Source organism: Protaetiibacter mangrovi (genome assembly GCF_024752305.1).
Lineage (GTDB): Bacteria > Actinomycetota > Actinomycetes > Actinomycetales > Microbacteriaceae > Homoserinibacter > Homoserinibacter mangrovi.
In genome coordinates this window covers 189887-207482 of sequence record NZ_JANTHX010000004.1, presented here as the reverse complement: position 1 = coordinate 207482, position 17596 = coordinate 189887, and the positions used below count along the sequence as shown (strand labels likewise).

General features: G+C 71.6%; 16 protein-coding genes. 3 read left to right on the top strand and 13 right to left on the bottom strand.

All coding sequences use genetic code 11. The annotated features are described in order from the left end of the window. Positions 1–6 precede the first annotated feature (6 nt). From NUH29_RS03150 to NUH29_RS03140, 3 genes are read right to left on the bottom strand one after another with little or no spacing between them, the layout of a single operon-like run. Positions 7–1356 (bottom strand): ABC transporter substrate-binding protein, encoded by a 1350-nt coding sequence (locus NUH29_RS03150; protein ID WP_258797500.1) that lies wholly within the window; start codon positions 1354–1356, stop codon positions 7–9. Positions 1357–1405: 49 nt separating this feature from the next. Further along, on the bottom strand, positions 1406–2356 hold the full coding sequence (locus tag NUH29_RS03145; RefSeq protein WP_258797499.1) for a carbohydrate ABC transporter permease: 951 nt from the start codon (positions 2354–2356) through the stop codon (positions 1406–1408). A gap of 10 nt (positions 2357–2366) precedes the next feature. Then, complete coding sequence (locus tag NUH29_RS03140) at positions 2367–3296, bottom strand: carbohydrate ABC transporter permease (RefSeq protein ID WP_258797498.1); 930 nt, start codon at positions 3294–3296, stop codon at positions 2367–2369. A 158-nt stretch (positions 3297–3454) separates the two neighbouring features. Between NUH29_RS03140 and NUH29_RS03135 the strand changes: the two genes are divergently transcribed. Further along, on the top strand, positions 3455–4660 hold the full coding sequence (locus tag NUH29_RS03135; RefSeq protein WP_258797497.1) for an ROK family protein: 1206 nt from the start codon (positions 3455–3457) through the stop codon (positions 4658–4660). A 1-nt stretch (position 4661) separates the two neighbouring features. Here the strand turns inward: NUH29_RS03135 and NUH29_RS03130 are convergent, their stop codons facing one another. From NUH29_RS03130 to NUH29_RS03100, 7 genes are all read right to left on the bottom strand, one after another. Continuing rightward, positions 4662–6398, bottom strand: coding sequence for a hypothetical protein (locus NUH29_RS03130; protein WP_258797495.1), 1737 nt, complete (start codon positions 6396–6398; stop codon positions 4662–4664). Beyond that, on the bottom strand, positions 6391–7314 hold the full coding sequence (locus tag NUH29_RS03125; RefSeq protein WP_258797493.1) for a 1-phosphofructokinase family hexose kinase: 924 nt from the start codon (positions 7312–7314) through the stop codon (positions 6391–6393). The genes NUH29_RS03130 and NUH29_RS03125 overlap by 8 nt, the downstream gene beginning before the upstream one ends. Next, on the bottom strand, positions 7311–8237 hold the full coding sequence (locus NUH29_RS03120; RefSeq protein WP_258797492.1) for a carbohydrate kinase family protein: 927 nt from the start codon (positions 8235–8237) through the stop codon (positions 7311–7313). The genes NUH29_RS03125 and NUH29_RS03120 overlap by 4 nt, the downstream gene beginning before the upstream one ends. Then, on the bottom strand, positions 8234–9103 hold the full coding sequence (locus NUH29_RS03115) for a carbohydrate ABC transporter permease (RefSeq protein ID WP_258797491.1): 870 nt from the start codon (positions 9101–9103) through the stop codon (positions 8234–8236). Before NUH29_RS03115 ends, NUH29_RS03120 begins: the two co-directional genes overlap by 4 nt. Next, positions 9103–10065, bottom strand: a complete 963-nt coding sequence (locus tag NUH29_RS03110) for a carbohydrate ABC transporter permease (RefSeq protein WP_258797490.1) — start codon at positions 10063–10065, stop codon at positions 9103–9105. The genes NUH29_RS03115 and NUH29_RS03110 overlap by 1 nt, the downstream gene beginning before the upstream one ends. Positions 10066–10090: 25 nt before the next feature. Then, the gene (locus NUH29_RS03105) at positions 10091–10972 is read right to left on the bottom strand and encodes an SIS domain-containing protein (RefSeq protein WP_258797488.1); all 882 of its coding nucleotides are present in this window, start codon (positions 10970–10972) and stop codon (positions 10091–10093) included. Between the two features lie 63 nt (positions 10973–11035). Beyond that, complete coding sequence (locus tag NUH29_RS03100) at positions 11036–12355, bottom strand: ABC transporter substrate-binding protein (RefSeq protein WP_258797486.1); 1320 nt, start codon at positions 12353–12355, stop codon at positions 11036–11038. A 130-nt stretch (positions 12356–12485) separates the two neighbouring features. Here NUH29_RS03100 and NUH29_RS03095 point away from each other — a divergent pair, with 130 nt between their 5' ends. After that, positions 12486–13544 (top strand): amidohydrolase family protein, encoded by a 1059-nt coding sequence (locus tag NUH29_RS03095; protein ID WP_258797485.1) that lies wholly within the window; start codon positions 12486–12488, stop codon positions 13542–13544. A gap of 201 nt (positions 13545–13745) precedes the next feature. On the opposite strand, the gene NUH29_RS03090 is transcribed toward NUH29_RS03095, so the two are convergent. Together NUH29_RS03090 and melA are read right to left on the bottom strand one after the other, a co-directional pair. Next, the gene (locus NUH29_RS03090) at positions 13746–14597 is read right to left on the bottom strand and encodes a class II fructose-bisphosphate aldolase (protein ID WP_258797483.1); all 852 of its coding nucleotides are present in this window, start codon (positions 14595–14597) and stop codon (positions 13746–13748) included. Continuing rightward, complete coding sequence (gene melA, locus NUH29_RS03085; RefSeq protein ID WP_258797482.1) at positions 14594–15913, bottom strand: alpha-galactosidase; 1320 nt, start codon at positions 15911–15913, stop codon at positions 14594–14596. The genes NUH29_RS03090 and melA overlap by 4 nt, the downstream gene beginning before the upstream one ends. A gap of 85 nt (positions 15914–15998) precedes the next feature. Here melA and NUH29_RS03080 point away from each other — a divergent pair, with 85 nt between their 5' ends. Next, entirely contained in the window at positions 15999–16808 is an 810-nt protein-coding gene (locus NUH29_RS03080) for a DeoR/GlpR family DNA-binding transcription regulator (RefSeq protein ID WP_258797480.1), read from the top strand. Positions 16809–16817: 9 nt separating this feature from the next. Here NUH29_RS03080 and NUH29_RS03075 read toward each other — a convergent pair whose 3' ends face one another. Beyond that, positions 16818–17582, bottom strand: coding sequence for an enoyl-CoA hydratase/isomerase family protein (locus NUH29_RS03075; protein ID WP_258797479.1), 765 nt, complete (start codon positions 17580–17582; stop codon positions 16818–16820). Positions 17583–17596 lie beyond the last annotated feature (14 nt).

Genomic DNA, 17596 nt, shown 5'->3' with positions numbered 1-17596 from the left:
TTCCGACTACTCGAAGAGGGCGTTGACCTTGGCGTTGGCGTCGCTCAGGGCCGACTGGCTGTCGCTCGTGCCGAGCGCCACGCTCTGGATCGCGTCCTGCACGATCTGCGACATCTCGGCACCGTGGTAGGTGATCGGGATGAGGAACGTGCCGTCGGGCTCCTGCGCGTAGCTGAGGAAGACGGATGCGTCGAGGCCCAGCTTCGCGCGCGCGTCGACCGAGGCCTGCGAGGCGTCGGCGTTCGCCGGGAAGATCACGCCCGTGGCGCCCACGACCGACTGGCAGTCGGACGACGCGAGGTACTTGATCCACTCCCAGGCGTGATCCTTGTGCTTGCCGCCCGCGTACATGGCGTCGCTCAGGCCGTTGATCGCCGACTTGCGGCCCTCCGGCCCGGTCGGCAGCGGCGCGAACACGTAGTCGCTCGCCGTGTCCTTGAACATCAGCTGATTGAACGACCCCATGCTCGTCATCGCGCCGGTGCCGCTCTGCAGCACCTCGAGCCGCGACAGGGTCGACTGCGTGTCGAACGAGGGCGCATAGCCCTTGTCGGCGAGCGAAGCGATCCAGTCGATGGTCTCGGCGAGCTTCGGCGAGTCGTAGTGGAACGAGGTGCCGAAGGGGTTCACATCCGAGTAGGTGAAGCCGTTCGAGTAGGCGAGGTTGCCCCACAGGTTCTGCCCCTGCGAGCCGTCGGCCCACTCCGGCAGGAACCCGTAGACCGCGACGTCGTTCTTGTCGAAGCCGGCCTCGTCGCCGTGCTTGCCGGACTTGTCGACCGTCAGCTTCGCGATGACCTGCTCGAAGGTGCCCCCGTCATCCGGGTTCCAGGTGAGGTCCTGCAGGGTCGCGTCGTCGATGCCCGCGTCGGCGGCGTCCTGCTTGTTGATGACGAGACCGATGGTGTCCCAGTCCTTCGGCAGGCCGTAGCGGGCGTCGTCGATCTTGTAGACGTCGGCGATGCCGGGCACGTACGCGTCGAAGTCGACGGCGCTCGGGTCCTCGTCGATGTAGGGCTGCAGGTCCTCGATCTGCTTGTCGGCGACGAACTGCGGGTAGTAGGACGGCTGGTCGACCCACACGTCGGGCGCACTGCCCGCCGCGATCTGGGTGGCCAGGTTCGTCCAGTACTCGCCCCAGCCGTACTGGCTGATCTTGATCGTGATGTCGGGGTTCGCCTTCGTGAAGTCGTCGGCGCACTGCTGGTACGCCGGCAGCTGGGCGTCATCCCAGAGCCAATAGTCCAGCGTGACGGCGCCGCCGTCTCCTCCTTGGGTCGAGCATCCGGCGGTCGCCGCGAGGACGATGCCCGCGGTCGCGATTCCCGCGATCCGCAGAGCTGTGTTCCTTCTCATGTGTGCACGCACTCCTTTGTCGTGGTGTCGGTGATGGGTTGTGGTGCCTTCACTTGATGCCCGTGAAGTTGAGCGACTCGACGATGCGTCGGCCGAGGAAGATGAGCAGCAGCGCCACCGGCACGACCGAGAGGGTCGAGGCGGCCATCAGGCCGGTCCAGTCGGGCTGGGTGTTGGGCGACTGCTGCAGGTAGACGCCGAGCGCGACCGTCACGGTGCGCACCGACTCGTCGCGGCCGATGAGGAGCGGCCACAGGTAGTCCTTCCACGCCCACACGACGGTGATGAGCGCGATGGTGATGAGCGGGCCCTGCGCCATCGGCAGCACCACCCGCCAGAAGATGCGGATCTTGCCGGCGCCGTCGAGCATCGCCGCCTCCTCGACATCGCGCGGGATGTTGAGGAAGAACTGCCGGAGGAAGAAGAGCGCGAAGGGGGTCATCAGCAGGCTCGGCGCGACCATGCCCCAGACGGTGTTGAGCAGGCCGAGGTCGCGCACGAGCACGAAGTTCGGCAACAGGGTGAAGATGCCGGGCACCATGAGGGCGGCGATCAGGATGCCGAACAGCCCGTTGCGCCCCCAGAAGCGCAGCCGCGCGAAGGCGTAGCCGCCCATGGCGCAGAACAGCGTCTGGAAGAAGCCGATGAGCGCGCAGTAGACGACCGAGTTCCAGATGTAGAGCGCGAAGTTGATCGACGCCCCGCTGCCGCCGGCGGCACGGGTCTCCTCCGGGGAGAGCAGGCCGAGCACCCGCGCGAAGTTGACGGCCGTCGGGTTGGTCGGCCAGAGGTTGCCGGCATCGCTCACGATGTCGGCGGCCGGCGTGAGCGCCGACTTCACCATCCAGTAGAAGGGGAAGAGGGTGCCGACGAGCGCGATCACGAGCACGGTCCATCCGAGGATGCGGCCGAGCGACACGCGGGTGCCGGCGCGGCGGCGGCGCACGCGAGGCGCGGGCGGCTGCTCGACGGCGACGGGGGGCAGGGCTGTTGTGGTCATGTGGGTTCCCCTAGGCGAGCTGCGACTCGGACGCCCGCAGGAGGCGGAGCTGGATGAAGGTGAGCACGCCCAGGATCAGGACGAGCAGTATGGCCATCGTGGCGGCGTAGCCCATGTGGAAGTAGGTGAATGCCTGTTGGTAGATGTAGTAGTAGATGACCCGGGAGGCGTTGACGGGGCCGCCCTTGGTGGTCACGGCGACCGTGTCGAAGATCTGGAACGACCCGATGAGCGAGACGACGAGCACGAGGGCGAGGATCGGCTTCAGCAGCGGCAGGGTGATCCTGAAGAAGGTGCGCAGCTCGCCTGCCCCGTCGATCGCGGCCGCCTCGTAGGTGTCCTGCGGGATCTGCAGCATGCCCGCGTAGAACAGCAGCGCGGTGTAGCCGACGAACGCCCAGGTGTTGATGAACGAGATCGTCGGGATGGCGAGCATCGGGTTGGTGAAGAAGCCGATCTTGTCGAGGCCCATGGTGTCGAGCGTGCGGTTCACGAAGCCGAGGTTGGTGTCGAGCAGCCACAGCCAGACGAGTCCGACGGTGACGTTGGGCACGAGCCAGGGAAGCAGCAGCGTGGTGCGGAGGACGACCGAACGGGTCAGCCGGTGCATGAGGGCGGCGAGCAGCAGGGCGATGAGCGTCTGGGAGCCGACGTTGAGCACGACGTAGCAGAGCGTCACCCACATGGAGTTCCAGAACTCGCTGTCGCCGAGCACCGCGACGTAGTTGTCGATGCCGACGAACTCCGGGTCGGCGAGCAGGCTGTAGTCGGTGAACGACCACCAGAACCCGCGGATGGTCGGGTAGAGGTAGAAGATCGCGAACCCGAGCAGCACGGGCGCGATGAAGAAGAGCGCAACCCGCCCGTCGCCTCGGGGCCGCGTGGGGCGCGGCACTTGGATGCGGCGCGCGGGCGTTCGCTGCAGTCCGAGCTGTGTCATCGGGGCCTCTCAGCGCCTGCAGCGTGCATGCCGTCGTTGGCGCAAGGTCGGTCGGGATCTCGCCGTGCCGCCTGTCGCGACGCGGCTGCGAACCGCTAGAGTGGGTGGAACGGGTTAATAATCCAACATGGCGATATAAAACGCAAGAGGGGATCCGGATGGTGCGAGAAGCGATGGTCGACACCGCCTCGTCGATGGGCAGCCGCTCGCTGCTGCGCCGGATGAACTCGCTCGGAGTACTGCGCGCGCTCATGTCGCAACCCCAGACGCTGCGCGGGCTCACGACCGCATCCGGCCTCTCCCGCACCGCCATCGACGCCGTCGTCAGCGACCTCGCCGGCATGGGCTGGCTCACCGCCGCCGAATCCGCCGCAGCACGCGGGGTCGGGCGACCGGCGACCACCTACCGCATGCCGCGCGAGGTGGGCTGCCTGCTCTCGGTCGACATCGGCGCCAACCACGTCTTCGCCGTGGTGACCGACCTGACCGGCGACGTGCTCGGACAGCTCTCCGGATCCCTCGCCGAGGAAGACGATGCGGAGGCGCGGGTCTCCGCGACCCTCCAGGTCTGCGACCGGCTGCTCGCGCAGGTGGGGCTCGATCGCGGGTCACCCTGGATCGTGTCGATCGGCTCCCCCGGTGCCATCAGCGCCGACGGACGGGTGCTGTTCTTCGGCGGTACCGGCATGCCCGGATGGGTCGGCCTCGACCTGCGTGCGCGGTTCGCCACCGAGTTCGACGGCGCCGTCCTCGTCGAGGGCGACGTGCCGCTCGGCGCCCAGGCCGAGCTCGCCTACGGCACCGCCCACGGCTTCGACGACGTCGTCTACGTGCTGTGCGGTCGCCGCACCAGCGGCGCGACCATCGTCGGCGGTCGGGTGCACCGGGGGGTCAACGGCGCGGCCGGCATCGTGGGCGAGATGCCCGAGCTCAAGTGGGCCGAGCTCAACGAGCTCTACGGTCAGGACGTGCTCGCGCAGCCTCGGCCGACGCGCGAGCAGATCTTCGCCCTCGCGCGCGCCGGCGATCCGGCGGCGCGCGCGGCCGTCGACGAATTCGCCGACGATCTCGCCCAGGGTGCAGCAGCCATGGTGCTGGCGATCGACCCCCAGCTCCTCGTGATCGGCGGCGGCAGCTCGCCGAGCGCCGACGTCTTCCTCCCGCGCTTCGAGCAGACGCTCGCGAAGATCTGCCCCCTCCCGCCGCGGGTGACGGCATCCACGCTCGGCTCCGAAGCGGTCGCCATGGGCGGCATCAGCCTCGCCGCGCAGCACCTCGACGCGGTGCTCGAAGACGCGGTGCGCGATCTGGCGTCGTTCCCCGATCCCGCCGCCGCGCGCACCCTGCTCCGCGCCGCCGGCTGACTCAGCCCTCGACCCGAACGAGGCGCACGAACCGCGCGACCAGATCGTCGGAACCCTCCCCGAGCGAGAGGCGCAGGCGCGCGGCACCGTCGGCCGACGAGAGGGCGCCGTCCGGCAGCGCGATGGTCGCGGTACGCCACGCCCCGGTCCCCTGGCGCACGACCGGCGCCGACGCGCCCGCAGGGGTGTCGATCGCGAACGCGCCCGAGCCGGTGTCGAGGAACGTCACCTTCAGCACGGCCCGGCCGGATGCGGCGGCGGCGAACCGCGGATCCACCTCGAACACGAATCCCGTGTCGCCGCCCGCGACATCCGTCGACAGCCCCTCGTGCGCCTCCCCGTCGTCGGCCTCGAGCACCCCGGAGTGCACGTCGACGTCGGTGCGATGCGCCACCGATCCGGGCTCGTCGACCTGCACGAGCCAGCGCTCGAGGTTGCGCACCCAGGGACGCGTCGGCCACGAGGCGGGGTCGTCGAAGGGTCCCGACTCGGGGTCGGACCAGAACGTGTCCTCGGCGTCGCGCAGCGCGGCCCAGGCGTCCGCCGAGGTGTCCGCCGTCTGCCCGAGCGAGAGTCGCAGCCAGTCCCACAGCTCGGGGTACTCGGCCAGGTAGGACGGCCCCGGCACCACGTACATCCAGTTCACCCGCAGCTGCAGCGCCTTGAGGTTCGCCTGCCGCACCGCGTAGTACGGATCGTCGGTGTCGTAGCCGCAGTCCGTGAAGCACTCGTTCTCGGTCGCCACCACGTAGCGCCCCGAGTGGATCGGCAGCGACTCGTCGACCGTCAGGTGACCGTTCGGCTCGACGTGCGATCCGTACGCGGGCGCTTCGCTCAGGTGGAAGTTCGCGAGCTCGGTGATGCCGGTGCGGATGCCCATTCCGGCGTCGACCGCCTGCTTCGCGAGCAGGTCGTCGGCGGCACCGAACGGCCCCCACGGGTAGTCCTCGCCGGTGAACACCAGCTTGTCGGCGTGGTCGCCGAACAGGGTCACGAGGTCGTCCCAGGCGTGGCCGTACCAGGCGAGGTAGCTCTGCTCGTCGAGATCGCCCGCATCCGCGGCCGCCTGGACCATCTCGTAGTCGTACTCGGCCCAGGTGAAGGCGCCCGGCACGTAGACGAACCTGAGGCGCGGATCGGAGGCGAGGCCGAGGTCGACGAACAGCAGGCGGTAGGTGTCCATCAGGTGGCCCCACACGCACTCGTCCCAGATCGGCAGGTGCCGCTCGCCGTCGTAGTCGGGCCCGTAGCTGGCGACGCCGCACTCGTCGGCGACCCACTCGGGCGCCCAGTCCTCGCCGCTCGCGAAGATGCGCATCCAGAAGTCGCCGGGTTGCGCGAGCTGGGCCTCGAGGCCCGCGAAGCTCATCCCCTGTGCGGAGCCGGAGGAGGTGCGGTCGAGCTCCCGCGCCGACGTCGGACGCAGCTGGCGCCAGCTGAGGTCGACGGAGCGCACGGCGACCAGCTCGGATGCGTCGGCATCCTCGGAGAAGTAGCCGGAGTTCCGCGCGGGGCGCACCCGGTCGGGTAGCGACCAGTCGTCGCCGTCGACCACCGTGACCCCGGCGGGCCCGGCGTCGACGAAGGGATGCCGGGGCCCCACGTCGGGCACGACGCCGTCGCCACCCGCGGTGGGGAGCGGCTCGGGCGGGGCGATCGTGCAGCCCGTGAGCGCCGCGAGGAGCGCGACGGCGCCCGCCGCGCGCGCGGCGGCGCGACCCCGGCGTCGATCAGGCACGGGAGGCCCCCGGTGCGGGCTCGACCCGGAGGCCGTCGGCGAGCCGCGGGAGCTGGCCGGCATCCCACACGGCCGCCCCGGGCCGGAGCGTGTTGGCGGCGGCGACCGCGGCGGCCGCGCGGAGGGCCTCGGGCAGCGGACGCCCGGAGTCGATGGCCAGCAGGAGCCCCGCCAGGAAGGAGTCGCCCGCGCCGACGGTGTACGAGCCGGCGGGCGGCGAGGTGACCCGCCAGGCGCCGGACGCGTCTGCCCCGAGGGATCCGGATGCGCCGTCCGTCACCACGGCGACCGCCGCGCCGCGCGCACGCAGACCCGCGGCGAGCGACGCCAACGGGCCGGGCCCCACCGTCTCCTCGGCTTCGGCCCGGTTGATCTTGACGAGTGCGGGGCGGGTCCGGGCGAGCGTCTCGGCGAGCGCCTCCCCGCGCAGATCGAGGGCGAGCCGCACCCCGCGCGCCTCCGCGTCCGCGAGCAGCTCGCCGAGCGCCGCGGCCCGTGCGGCGGGTACCGACCCGGAGACCGCGAGCCAACCGGAGCCGACCCCCTCGACGGCATCGGCGACCCCGTGCCAGCTCGCGTCGGGCAGCTCCCGCGGGTGCTCGTAGATCTCGGTGATCTCGCCGGTGGCGGCGTCGACGACGCTCACGCACATCCGGGTCTCCTCCCGGGTCGGCACCACGACGAGCTCGACGCCGTCCGCCGCGAGCGCGTCGGCGATCCCCGCGCCCCGCCGCCCCCCGAGCGGTGCGATCGCGCGGGCCTCGCCGCCCAGGGCGCGTACCGCGCGGGCGACGTTCAGCGACTTGCCCCCCGGCAGCGCGAGCGTCCACTGCGGCCGGTGGATGCCGCCGACCACCAGTGCCCCGACCCCGTAGGTCACGTCGAGCGCGGGCGAGAGCCCGAGGCACGTGATCACGCGCCCAGCTCCGCCTCGACCTCCGCGCGCGTGGCCTGGCCGCCGGTGCCCCCGGCGCCGCGGGTCGAGAGCGAGCCCGCGATCGCGGCGCGGCGCACGGCCTCGGCGACCGGCATCCCCCCGAGCCAGGCGGCGAGGAAGCCGGCGTCGAAGCTGTCGCCCGCGCCCGTCGTGTCGACGACGTCGACGCGCAGCCCCGGTGCGCGCACGACGCCCTCGGGCGAGACCGCGAAGCCGCCGTCCGCCCCGTCCTTCACGACCACGAGCGGCCCGTGCGCGGCGAGCAGTTCGGCGGCCTCGACGGCGTCGGCGGGGTCGCCGCCGAGCGTGCGGGCGAGCGCCACGGCCTCCGCCGCGTTCGGCAGCAGCACGTCGACGTGCGGCAGGCACTCCGCCACGCCCAGCCAGCGGTCGGCCGGATCCCAGTTGGTGTCGAGGCTCGTCGTGACGCCGCGCGAGCGCAGCGTCTCGAGCACCGCCGGCAGCTCGCGCGCGAGCTGCGGCACCAGGAAGAACGAGGCGACGTGCACGTGATCCGCGCCCTCCGCGGCCGCGAGCACCTCGGCCCCCGTGAGCCCGGCGAGCGCACCGGTGAGCGTCAGGATGGCGCGGTCCCCCGGCGCGGACAGGATCACCGACACCCCGGTCGGCTCCGCGGTGACGCGCACGGCATCCGTGTCGACGCCGGCCTCGGCGAGCAGCTCGCGGGTGCGGTCGCCGAAGGCATCCGCGCCCACCCGTGCGACGAGAGCCGTCTCGACGCCGAGCCGCGCGAGGCCCGCGGCGCAGATGCCCGCGCTCGACCCGAGCACGAGCTCCGCCGCGTCGAGTAGCTGCTCGGCCTGACCGAAGCGCGGCACCACGTCGCCGCGCAGCACGAGGTCGAGATTCGCGTCGCCCGCGACCAGCACGCGCGGCGTCATCCCTTGAGGCCCGTCATCGTCATGGTCTGCACGAACTGCTTCTGCGCGAACAGGAAGAACAGCACGAGCGGGGCGGTCGCGATCACGTTGCCCGCCATGAGCAGCTCCCAATGGGTGCGGCGCGTGTTCTGGAAGTTCGCGATGCCGAGCTGCACCGTGAACCAGTTCTGGTCGTTGATCGCGATGAGCGGCCAGATCAGGTCGTTCCACGAGCTCAGCAGGGTGAAGATGGCGAGCGTCGCCATGGCGGGACGCGCGAGCGGCAGCACCACCCGCAGGAAGGTCTGCAGCTTGTTGGCGCCGTCGAGCGCGGCGGCCTCCTCGATCTCGGCCGGGATCGACAGGAAGAACTGCCGCATGAGGAAGATGCCGAACGCCGACGCCAGCCACGGCACGAACGCGGCGGCGAGCGTGTTCACCAGCCCGATCTTCGAGAACAGGATGTAGGTCGGGATCATGAGCAGCTGGGTCGGGATCATGATCGTCGCGACGATCATGAAGAAGCCGACGTTGCGCCCCCGGAACCGCAGCCGCGCGAACCCGTAGCCGGCGAGCGAGCACAGCACGACGTGCGAGGCGATCGAGATCGCCGCGACGATCGTCGAGTTGGCCAGCCACCGCACGATGTCGGTCGTCGTGAACAGGGCGACGAAGCCGTCGAGGGTGAGCCGCGAGGGGAAGAACGGCGGCGGGAACTTGACGAGCTCCTCGGCGGGCGAGAGCGAGGCGAGCAGCATCTGCGCGAACGGGATGAAGAACAGCAGCGCGATGGGCGCGAGCACGAGATGCCACAGGCTGAAGCGACGCTTCGTGCGGCGCCGCGGCGCCTCCATCCGCGGCGGGCGGGTGAGGGAGGTGAGCGCCATCAGAACGCCTCCAGGTTGCGGCGGCGGGAGTAGACCACCATGCCGATCGTGATGAGCAGGGTCGCGGCGAACAGCACGTACGCGGCCGCCGACCCGCTGCCGAAGTCGAGGGCCTTGAAGGCCTTCTCCCACAGGTAGTAGACGATCGTCTTGGTCGCGTCGAGAGGACCGCCACGGGTCGTCGTGTAGACGAGGTCGAACAGCTGCAGGGCGCCGATCGTCTGCCAGATCGTCACGAACACCGTCACGGGCCCGAGCTCGGGCCACACGATGCGCCAGAAGGTCTGCCAGCGGTTCGCTCCGTCGATCCGGGCGGCCTCGAGCAGGTCGCCCGGGATGTCCTGCAGCGCCGCCAGGTAGATGACGGTCGTGAACGCCGCCTGCCCCCACAGCGACATGATCGCGATCACGAGCATCGCCTGGCCCTGATCCTCGAGCCAGCCCTGCGCGGGCAGCCCGAACGAGCGCAGCACGTTGTTGGCGAGACCGTACTGCGGGCTGAACAGGTAGGTGGCCAGGATGCCGGTCGCCGCCGCGGAGGCCACGAACGGCACGAAGATCGCCGTGCGGTAGAGCCCGATGAGCGCGATGTCGCGGTTGAGCGCGACGGCCAGGAAGAGCCCGAGCAGCACGGAGGCCGGCACGAAGAGCAGCACGTACAGCCCCGTGTGGGTGACCGCCGCCCAGAACTCGTCGTCGGTCATGAGGCGCGAGTAGTTGTCGAGGCCGACGAACTTCGGCGGCGAGAACCCGTTCCACTTCTGCAGCGAGAGCACGAACGCCCACACGGCCGGGAAGAGCGACAGACCCAGGATGATGACCATCGCCGGTGCGACGAACGCCCACCCGGTGAGCTGGTCGAGCAGGCGCCGCCGGCGCGGTGCCGGTGCGCCGCCGGGCGCGGTGCCGCGCGCGCGGTCGTCCGCGCGGGAGGGGGCGGGGGTCTCGGTCAGTGTCGTCATCCTCGGCGCCTCCATTCTTCTGGACTCAGGACAGCACGATGGAGCGCGTCAGGTGCCGGGGGGTGTCGGGGTCCAGCCCGCGCGACCCGGCGGTGCGCACCGCGAGCTGCTGCGCGAGCGCGAGCTCGACGAGCGGGTCGGTCGCCGCGCGCTGCACCACCGTCGCACCGGTCGCCTCGATGTCGCGGGCGAGCCCGTCGTCCACGGCTCCGAGGAACCAGACGAGCGAACCGGGGTGCGCCACCGCGAGCGGGCCGTGCCGGTAGTCGAGCAGCGGATACGACTCGGCCCAGGCCTGCGCCGCCTCGCGGATCTTGAGCGCCGCCTCCTGGGCGAGGCCGTAGGTCCAGCCGCGTCCGAGGTACACCACGTGGTCGAAGCCGGCGGGCGGCTCCGGGGCCCCCTCCGCGAGCGCCGCCTCCGCGAGCCCGGGCAGGGCCGAGACGTCTTCGCCGAACGCGGCGCGGGCGAGGAAGAGGAATGTCGTCGGGAAGCGGGTCTGCACGACCGAGCGCTCGTCGGCGAAGTCGAGCAGCAGCACCTCGTCGGCGAGTTCGGCGCAGGGGGAGTCGGCGACGCCCGTCACGACGATGCGGCGCACCCCGGCGGGCAGGGTGCGGAGCGCCTGGACGACCTCGGTCGTCGTGCCCGAGCGGGTGATGCCGATGACCGCGTCGTAGTCGCGCCACGGGCGCGGCTCGGAGGCGTACGCCGCATCCGTCTCGCCGAAGCCCGCCTGTTCGCGCAGCAGCGCGAACGACTCGGCGACGAAGGCGGATGTGCCGCAGCCGATCACGAGCACGCGCTCGCCCGGGCGGGTGAGCATCCGGATCGCGTCGTCGCGGAGGTCGAGGGACCGGCGCCAGACCTCGGGCTGGCTGAGGATCTCGGCGGAGGTGATGTTCATGGGGTGGTGCGCTCCTGCGGAGGGTGGGGCGGGGCGGCCCGGACGAGCCGCCCCGCCGGGTGATCAGTTGTTGTCGGCGAGCGCCTGGTCGGCCTTCTGGGCCGCCTCCTCGAGGGCGTCCTTCGGGGTTCCCTCCCCCTGGAGCACCCGCGAGATGGCCGAGCCGATGGCCTCCGACAGACCGACGTAGCCGGCCACGGTGGGTCGCGACTTGACGGCGTTCACGTTGTTCGCGGCCATGATGTCGAGGCCGGGGAAGGCCTCGACCTGCGCCTGGAACTCGGGGCTGTCGATCTCGCTCGCGCGCAGCGGCAGGTTGCCGAAGGCGACGTTCCAGCGCACATCCTGCTCGGGGGCGGTGAGCCAGGCGAGCAGTTCGTACGACCAGTAGTTCTCGTTGACGTCGCCGGTGTCGAACAGCGCCCAGATGTCGGGCCCGGACACCGTCTGGTGGTCGCCGTGGGTGCCCGGCAGCACGGTGACCCCGTAGTCGGTGCCCGCCGTGTTGAGGTCGTAGAGCTGCCACGGCCCGGAGGTCATCATGCCGATGCGGTCGGCCGCGAACAGCTGCGCGAACTTGGTGTCGGTCTGGTCGATGTAGACGCTCTTGTCGTCGACCGCCATGCCGCGCAGGAACTCGAGCGCGTCGACGCCGGCCTCGCTCGCGAAGGCGGAGGTCTTCTGGTCGTCGGAGAGGATCTCGCCGCCGTTCTGCCAGAGGTGCGGCCAGAACTGCCACGTGGTCTCCTCGGAGCCCGACACCGAGTACTCGTAGCCGTAGGTCTCGGTGGCCGGGTCGGTGAGCTCCTTCGCCGCCTTCCGGAAGTCGTCCCAGCTCCAGTCGTCGGTCGGGTAGTCGACGCCGGCGGCGTCGAAGACGGTCTTGTTGTAGATGAGCGAGATGTTGTCGACGAGCGCCGGGAAGCCGATGACCTTGTCGCCCGTGGGCTGCACGGTCGCGCGCGCCGCCTCCGAGAACTCGTCCCAGCCGAGGTCGGGGTCGGTGATCTTGTCGCTGATGTCCTGGGTGCGTCCCGACGACTCGAGCTCGCTCGCCCAGGAGCCGAAGGAGTAGGAGATGCTCGGGTAGGTGTCGCTCGCGAAACCGGCGGAGAGCTTCTGCAGCAGCTCCTCGGTCGAGGAGGCGCCGGGCGAGATGTCGATCGTGACGTTCGGGTGGTCCTTCTCGAACTCAGCGGCCAGGTCTTCGAGAAGGCTCTCGGCCTCGTCGGCCTGACCGGTCCACCAGGTGATGGTGACGTCGGCGTCCGGGTCGAGCTCGGTGGCCTTCGAGTCGCCGGAGCATCCGGCGAGGGCGAGGGCGGTTCCCGCCGCGGTGAGCGCGGCGACGACGCGGACGGTGCTGCTGGTGCGGTGTCTCATGGCGTCCTCTCGGTGTGGGGTTTCGCCCATCCTGCCGCCGAATGAGCGTTTGTAAAGCAAAGTGCGCGAAACGATCACAATGGCTGATCGGATCATTGCCACGGATGCGCGGCGCCGCGAAGGTGGAGCCGTGGACATCGATGACCTGCCCCTGCGCGACTGGACGCCGCGCAGCATGATGCGCGCACGGGCGACGGCCGTCGACGTGCCGCACACCCCGTGCATCGACGTGCACAACCACCTGGGCCGCTGGCTCACCGACGACGGCGACTGGATGATCGACGACGTCCCCGCGCTGCTCGCCGTCATGGACGCGCGCCACGTCGAGACGATCGTCAACCTCGACGGCATGTGGGGCGACGAGCTCGAGGCGAACCTCGACCGCTACGACCGCGCGCATCCGGGGCGGTTCGCGACCTTCTGCCAACTCGACTGGTCGCTGCTCGGCGAGCCGGGCGGCGGCGAGCGGCTGCTCGCGCAACTCGACGACAGCGCCCGCCGCGGCGCGCGCGGTGTGAAGATCTGGAAGAACCTCGGCCTCGAGGTGCGGGATGCGGACGGCGCCGTCGTCGCCCCCGACGACCCCCGCGTCATCGCCCTCGTGGCGCACGCCGGCGAGCTCGGCATCCCCGTGCTCATCCACACCGCCGACCCGATCGCGTTCTTCGAGCCCCTCGACGCCGCGAACGAACGGCTCGACGAGCTGCGCGGCGCGCGCGACTGGTGGTTCGGCGACCGCGACCGCCACCCCGACTTCGACACCCTGCTCGCGGCGCACGCGCGGCTCGTGCTCGCCTGCCCGGGCACCGACATCATCGGCGCGCACCTCGGCTGCGCCGCCGAGGACCTCGACCGCGTCTCGGACCTCATGGACGCCGCGCCCCGCTACCACGCCGACATCGCGGGACGGATGGCCGAGCTCGGCCGCCAGCCGCGGCGGTTCGCGCGTCTCGTCGCGGAGCACCCGGACCGCATCCTGTTCGGCACCGACATCTACCCGGCGAGCGACGAGCAGTACCGGCTGCACTACCGCTTCCTCGAAACCGCCGACGAGGGTTTCGAGTACGCCCCGGGCGAGGCGATCCCACCCCAGGGCCGCTGGGCCGTCTCCGCGGCCGCCCTCGACCCCGCGCTCTTGCCCGCCCTCTACCGCGACAACGCCCGCCGCCTGCTCGGCGCCGACCGGTAGCCGCGCATCCGTCCCGGCGTGTCGAAAATGCAGGAGTCGCCCGCCTCACCGCCTGCGACCTAGGTGGAAAATGCAGGAGATTTGGCCCCTGCTGGGTCGTCAACCCCCGAGATTCCGGGGGTCGACCGCGACGACTCCTGCATTTTCGACCTGAGCACGGGAGGCGGCTCCTGCATTTTGGACGTGGAGTGCGGGAGGGGGTCAGGGGGCCGCGACGACGCGGCAGAAGTGCTCGACGACGCCGGCCATCGCCTCGCGCGCGGCGCGGGTGTACGGGCGGGGGTCGACGGCATCCGGATGCTCGGCGAGCGCCGCGCGCAGGCCGGCCGTCCCGGCGAGGTTCAGCGCCGTACCCACGTTGACCTTGCGGATGCCGGCGGCCACGGCCGCGCGGATGCCCGCGTCGTCGACACCCGAGGAGCCGTGCAGCACGAGCGGCACGGGGACCCGCGCGGCGATCCGCGCGACGAGCTCGGCGTCGACCCCGGCGGTGCGCTCGCGCATGGCGTGCGAGCTGCCGACGGCGACGGCCAGCGCGTCGACACCCGTCGCGGCGACGAATGCGGCGGCCTCCTCGGGGTCGGTGCGCACGCCGGGTGCGTGGGCGCCGTCCTTCCCGCCGATCTCGCCGAGCTCCGCCTCGACCCAGAGCCCCGCGTCGTGCGCGCGGCGCGCGGCGTCGGCGGTGGCCGCGACGTTGTCGGCGTAGGCCAGCCGCGAGGCGTCGACCATGAGCGAGCCGAGACCCCACGCCGACGCGTGCGCGATCGCGAGGTCGACGAGCGCCGGGTCCTCGACATGGTCGAGGTGCAGCGCGAGCGGCACGTCGGCGCCCTCGGCGACGGCCCGGCAGGCCGAGAGGATCGGGCGCGGGTCGCCGCCGTGGAAGCGCACGGCGTTCTCGCTGAGCTGCAGGATGGCGCCCACCCCCGCGCGCGACGCCCCGGCCGCGATCGCCTCGGCGTGCTCGAGGGTGATGACGTTGAACGCGGCCACCGCCCGAGAGGCTGCCACCGCGTCCGCGACGAGCGACGCCGTCGCGACCAGCGTCATCCGGAGCCCTCGAGGGTGCCGCCGAGCGCGACCGGCAGCAGCGGCGCGTGCGCGGCGGTGAGCTCGTCGCACAGCTCCCAGATCTCGGCGGGCGTCAGGCTCGAGCTCGCGTTGGGGTCGACCAGCACGGCCCGCCGCACCAGCTCCGGGTCGCCCTCGGAGGCCGCGCGGATGGTGAGATCGGCCACCGAGAGGTAGGCGCGGTTGAGGGCGGCGCCGGCCGCGGGCACCGAGCCCCACGCGATCGGACGCACCCCGTCGGCGTCGACTGCGGCGGGCACCTCGACCACCGCGCCCTCGGGCAGGTTGTCGATGAGGCCGCGGTTGGGCACGTTGACGTGGATCTCGCGCGGGGTGCCGGTGAGCAGCGAGTGGATGATCTGCGGGGCGTACTCCGCCGCATCCCCCTCCTCGTGCAACGGCACGTCGCGCCCGGCGTCGAGCAGCTCGCGCGCCTCCTCGAACTCGTGCACGTTGTCCTCGGAGATGCCGATGTACTGCAGCGGCTCGAGGCGGAACCGCTCGACCTGCGCGGGGTCGCGCAGGAACCAGTCGAGGTACTCCGCGGAGTGCTCGCTCGTCTCGGTGGGGTAGTAGCCGATGCGCCGGAACATCTCGACGCGCACGCGCCGCCCGAGCTCGGGGTCGGCGGCGATCTTCGCGCGCAGCAGCGGGTAGAGGTCGGAGCCGTCGCGGCTCCACTCGGTGAGCCAGGCCTGGTGGTTGACCCCGGCGGCGCGGTAGTGCGTTCCCTCGAGCGGCACCCCGATCAGCTCGCACAGGTCGTGCACCGTCCAGTACACGCTGTGGCAGAGGCCCACCGCCTTCAGCTCGGGGGCGACGTGCGAGAGCCACCAGATGTTCATGGCCATCGGGTTCGTGTAGTTGAGGAACCACGCGTCGGGGCAGAGCTCGCGCATGTCGCGTGCGGTGCCGGTGAGCACGGGGAAGGTGCGCAGGGCGCGGAACACCCCGCCGACTCCGGTCGTGTCGCCGATCGTCTGCAGCAGCCCGCGGCGGGCCGGCAGCTCGAGGTCGACGCGGGTGGCCGCGATCCCGCCGACCTGGATCATGTTGACCACCACGTCGGCGCCGGCGAGCGCCGCGCGACGGTCGGCGGATGCGGTGACCCGCACATCGCGGCCGAGCTGCCGGGCGACGTTGTGCGCGGTCAGCCGGGCGACTTCGAGACGATCGGCGTCGATGTCGTGGAGCGCGATGTCGAGCACCGGCAGGTCGGGGAAGCGGAGCAGGTCGGTGAGCAGCTGTCGTGTGAACACGACGCTCCCCGCCCCGAGGAAGACGATCGTCGGCATGCCTCGATTCTGGGAATGATGCACATTACGCGCAAGGAAATGATCGAATTGACGCGCAATCGCTCATCTGGCATGCTCGCTTGCCGTGGCCACCGCCTACAGCACCAGTACCGTCGCCGAACTCGGCGGCTCCCCCAAGCGCTCGCGCCGGATGGCCGACATCCTCGACGCGATCGCCGAACGCGGAGAGATCTCGCTCGCCGAACTGACCGAGCAGTTCCAGAGCTCCGCCGCCACCATGCGCCGCGACCTCACGGTGCTCGCCGACCAGGGGCTCATCGTGCGCACGCACGGCGGGGCGAAGGCCGCCGGCTCGCTCGCCGAGCTGCCGGTCGCCCTGCGCGACACCCGCTTCCAGGACGCGAAGCGGCGCATCGCGCGGGCCGCCGCCATCCGCATCCCGCGCGAGCGCCAGGCCGTCGCGCTCTCGGGCGGAACCACGACGGCGGGCGTCGCCCGCGAACTCGTGAACCACGCCGACCTCACGATCGTCACCAACTCGCTCTCGATCGCCTCGCTCGTGGCCTCCTACCCGCGCCTCAAGGTGGTCATGACGGGCGGCATCCTGCGCGCCCAGTCGCTCGAGCTCGTCGGGGTGCTCGCCGAGGGCACCTTCAGCGCCATCAACGTCGGCATCGCGATCCTCGGCGCCGACGGCGTCTCGGCGGATGCGGGCATCACGACACACGACGAGACGGAGGCGCGCACCAACCACGCCATGGTCGCCAAGGCGCAGCGCACGATCGTGGTGGCCGACGGGTCGAAGATCGGTCGAACGGCGCTCGCGCAGATGGCCGAGATCGCGGAGGTCACGACGCTCATCACCGACGACTCCGCCGACCCGACCGAGCTGCAGCGCCTGCGCGAGGCGGGCGTCGAGGTGGTGCTGGCCTGAGGGTCCGACCTAGTCCTTCGCACGCGCCGCGAAGGCCGTGGTGAGCCGCTGGGCCTCGGGGGTGGCGTAGGCCGCGCCGATCGCGCGGGCCTCCTCGTCGAGCTGCTCGGCCATGCCGCGGTGGGCGGCGTCGCGCACGAGCCGCTTGGCCCGACCGTAGGCGGATGCGGCGCCGTCGAGCCACGAGCGGGCGACCGCCTCCGCGCGGGCGGCGACCTCGGCATCCGGAACCACCTCGGCGGCGAGGCCCCACTCCACGGCCTCGGCACCGGAGAGCAGCCGCGGGGTGAGCACGAGTTGCAACGCCCGCCGCTCGCCGACCGCGCGGGCGAGCTGCGCCGACACGGAGAGGTCGGGGGTGAGGCCCATGTTCGCGTAGAGGCTGCCGACGCGGGAGCCCTCGCCGACCACCGCGTAGTCGCCCGCGAGCAGGATGCCGAGGCCGCCCCCGACGGTCGTGCCGTGCGCCGCCACCGCGACCGGCACCCGCGATTGGACGAGCGAGAGGATGCCGCGGTTGATCACCCCGGCGAGCTCGGTCAGCGCCTCGCCCGACCCCATCTCGACCATGGCCCGCACGTCGCCGCCGGCGCAGAACGCGGGACCCGCGCCGGACAGCAGCACCGCTCCGACGTCGTCGCGTGAGACCGCCTCGGCGGTGACCTCGGCCCACGCGTGGGCGAGCGTCTCGTCGAAGGCGTTGAGCCGTTCCGGGCGGTTGAGGGTGATGCGGGCGAGGCCCCCGTCGACGCTGAACAGGATCGGCTCGGTCATGGCGCGACGGTACC

What these genes read in the sequence shown, in the direction of transcription:
- NUH29_RS03150 (WP_258797500.1), bottom strand. Translation starts at nt 1,356, where the DNA reads ATGAGAAGGAACACAGCTCTGCGGATCGCGGGAATCGCGACCGCGGGC.
- NUH29_RS03145 (WP_258797499.1), bottom strand. Translation starts at nt 2,356, where the DNA reads ATGACCACAACAGCCCTGCCCCCCGTCGCCGTCGAGCAGCCGCCCGCG.
- NUH29_RS03140 (WP_258797498.1), bottom strand. Translation starts at nt 3,296, where the DNA reads ATGACACAGCTCGGACTGCAGCGAACGCCCGCGCGCCGCATCCAAGTG.
- NUH29_RS03135 (WP_258797497.1), top strand. Translation starts at nt 3,455, where the DNA reads ATGGTGCGAGAAGCGATGGTCGACACCGCCTCGTCGATGGGCAGCCGC.
- NUH29_RS03120 (WP_258797492.1), bottom strand. Translation starts at nt 8,237, where the DNA reads ATGACGCCGCGCGTGCTGGTCGCGGGCGACGCGAATCTCGACCTCGTG.
- NUH29_RS03115 (WP_258797491.1), bottom strand. Translation starts at nt 9,103, where the DNA reads ATGGCGCTCACCTCCCTCACCCGCCCGCCGCGGATGGAGGCGCCGCGG.
- NUH29_RS03110 (WP_258797490.1), bottom strand. Translation starts at nt 10,065, where the DNA reads ATGACGACACTGACCGAGACCCCCGCCCCCTCCCGCGCGGACGACCGC.
- NUH29_RS03105 (WP_258797488.1), bottom strand. Translation starts at nt 10,972, where the DNA reads ATGAACATCACCTCCGCCGAGATCCTCAGCCAGCCCGAGGTCTGGCGC.
- NUH29_RS03100 (WP_258797486.1), bottom strand. Translation starts at nt 12,355, where the DNA reads ATGAGACACCGCACCAGCAGCACCGTCCGCGTCGTCGCCGCGCTCACC.
- NUH29_RS03090 (WP_258797483.1), bottom strand. Translation starts at nt 14,597, where the DNA reads ATGACGCTGGTCGCGACGGCGTCGCTCGTCGCGGACGCGGTGGCAGCC.
- melA (WP_258797482.1), bottom strand. Translation starts at nt 15,913, where the DNA reads ATGCCGACGATCGTCTTCCTCGGGGCGGGGAGCGTCGTGTTCACACGA.
- NUH29_RS03075 (WP_258797479.1), bottom strand. Translation starts at nt 17,582, where the DNA reads ATGACCGAGCCGATCCTGTTCAGCGTCGACGGGGGCCTCGCCCGCATC.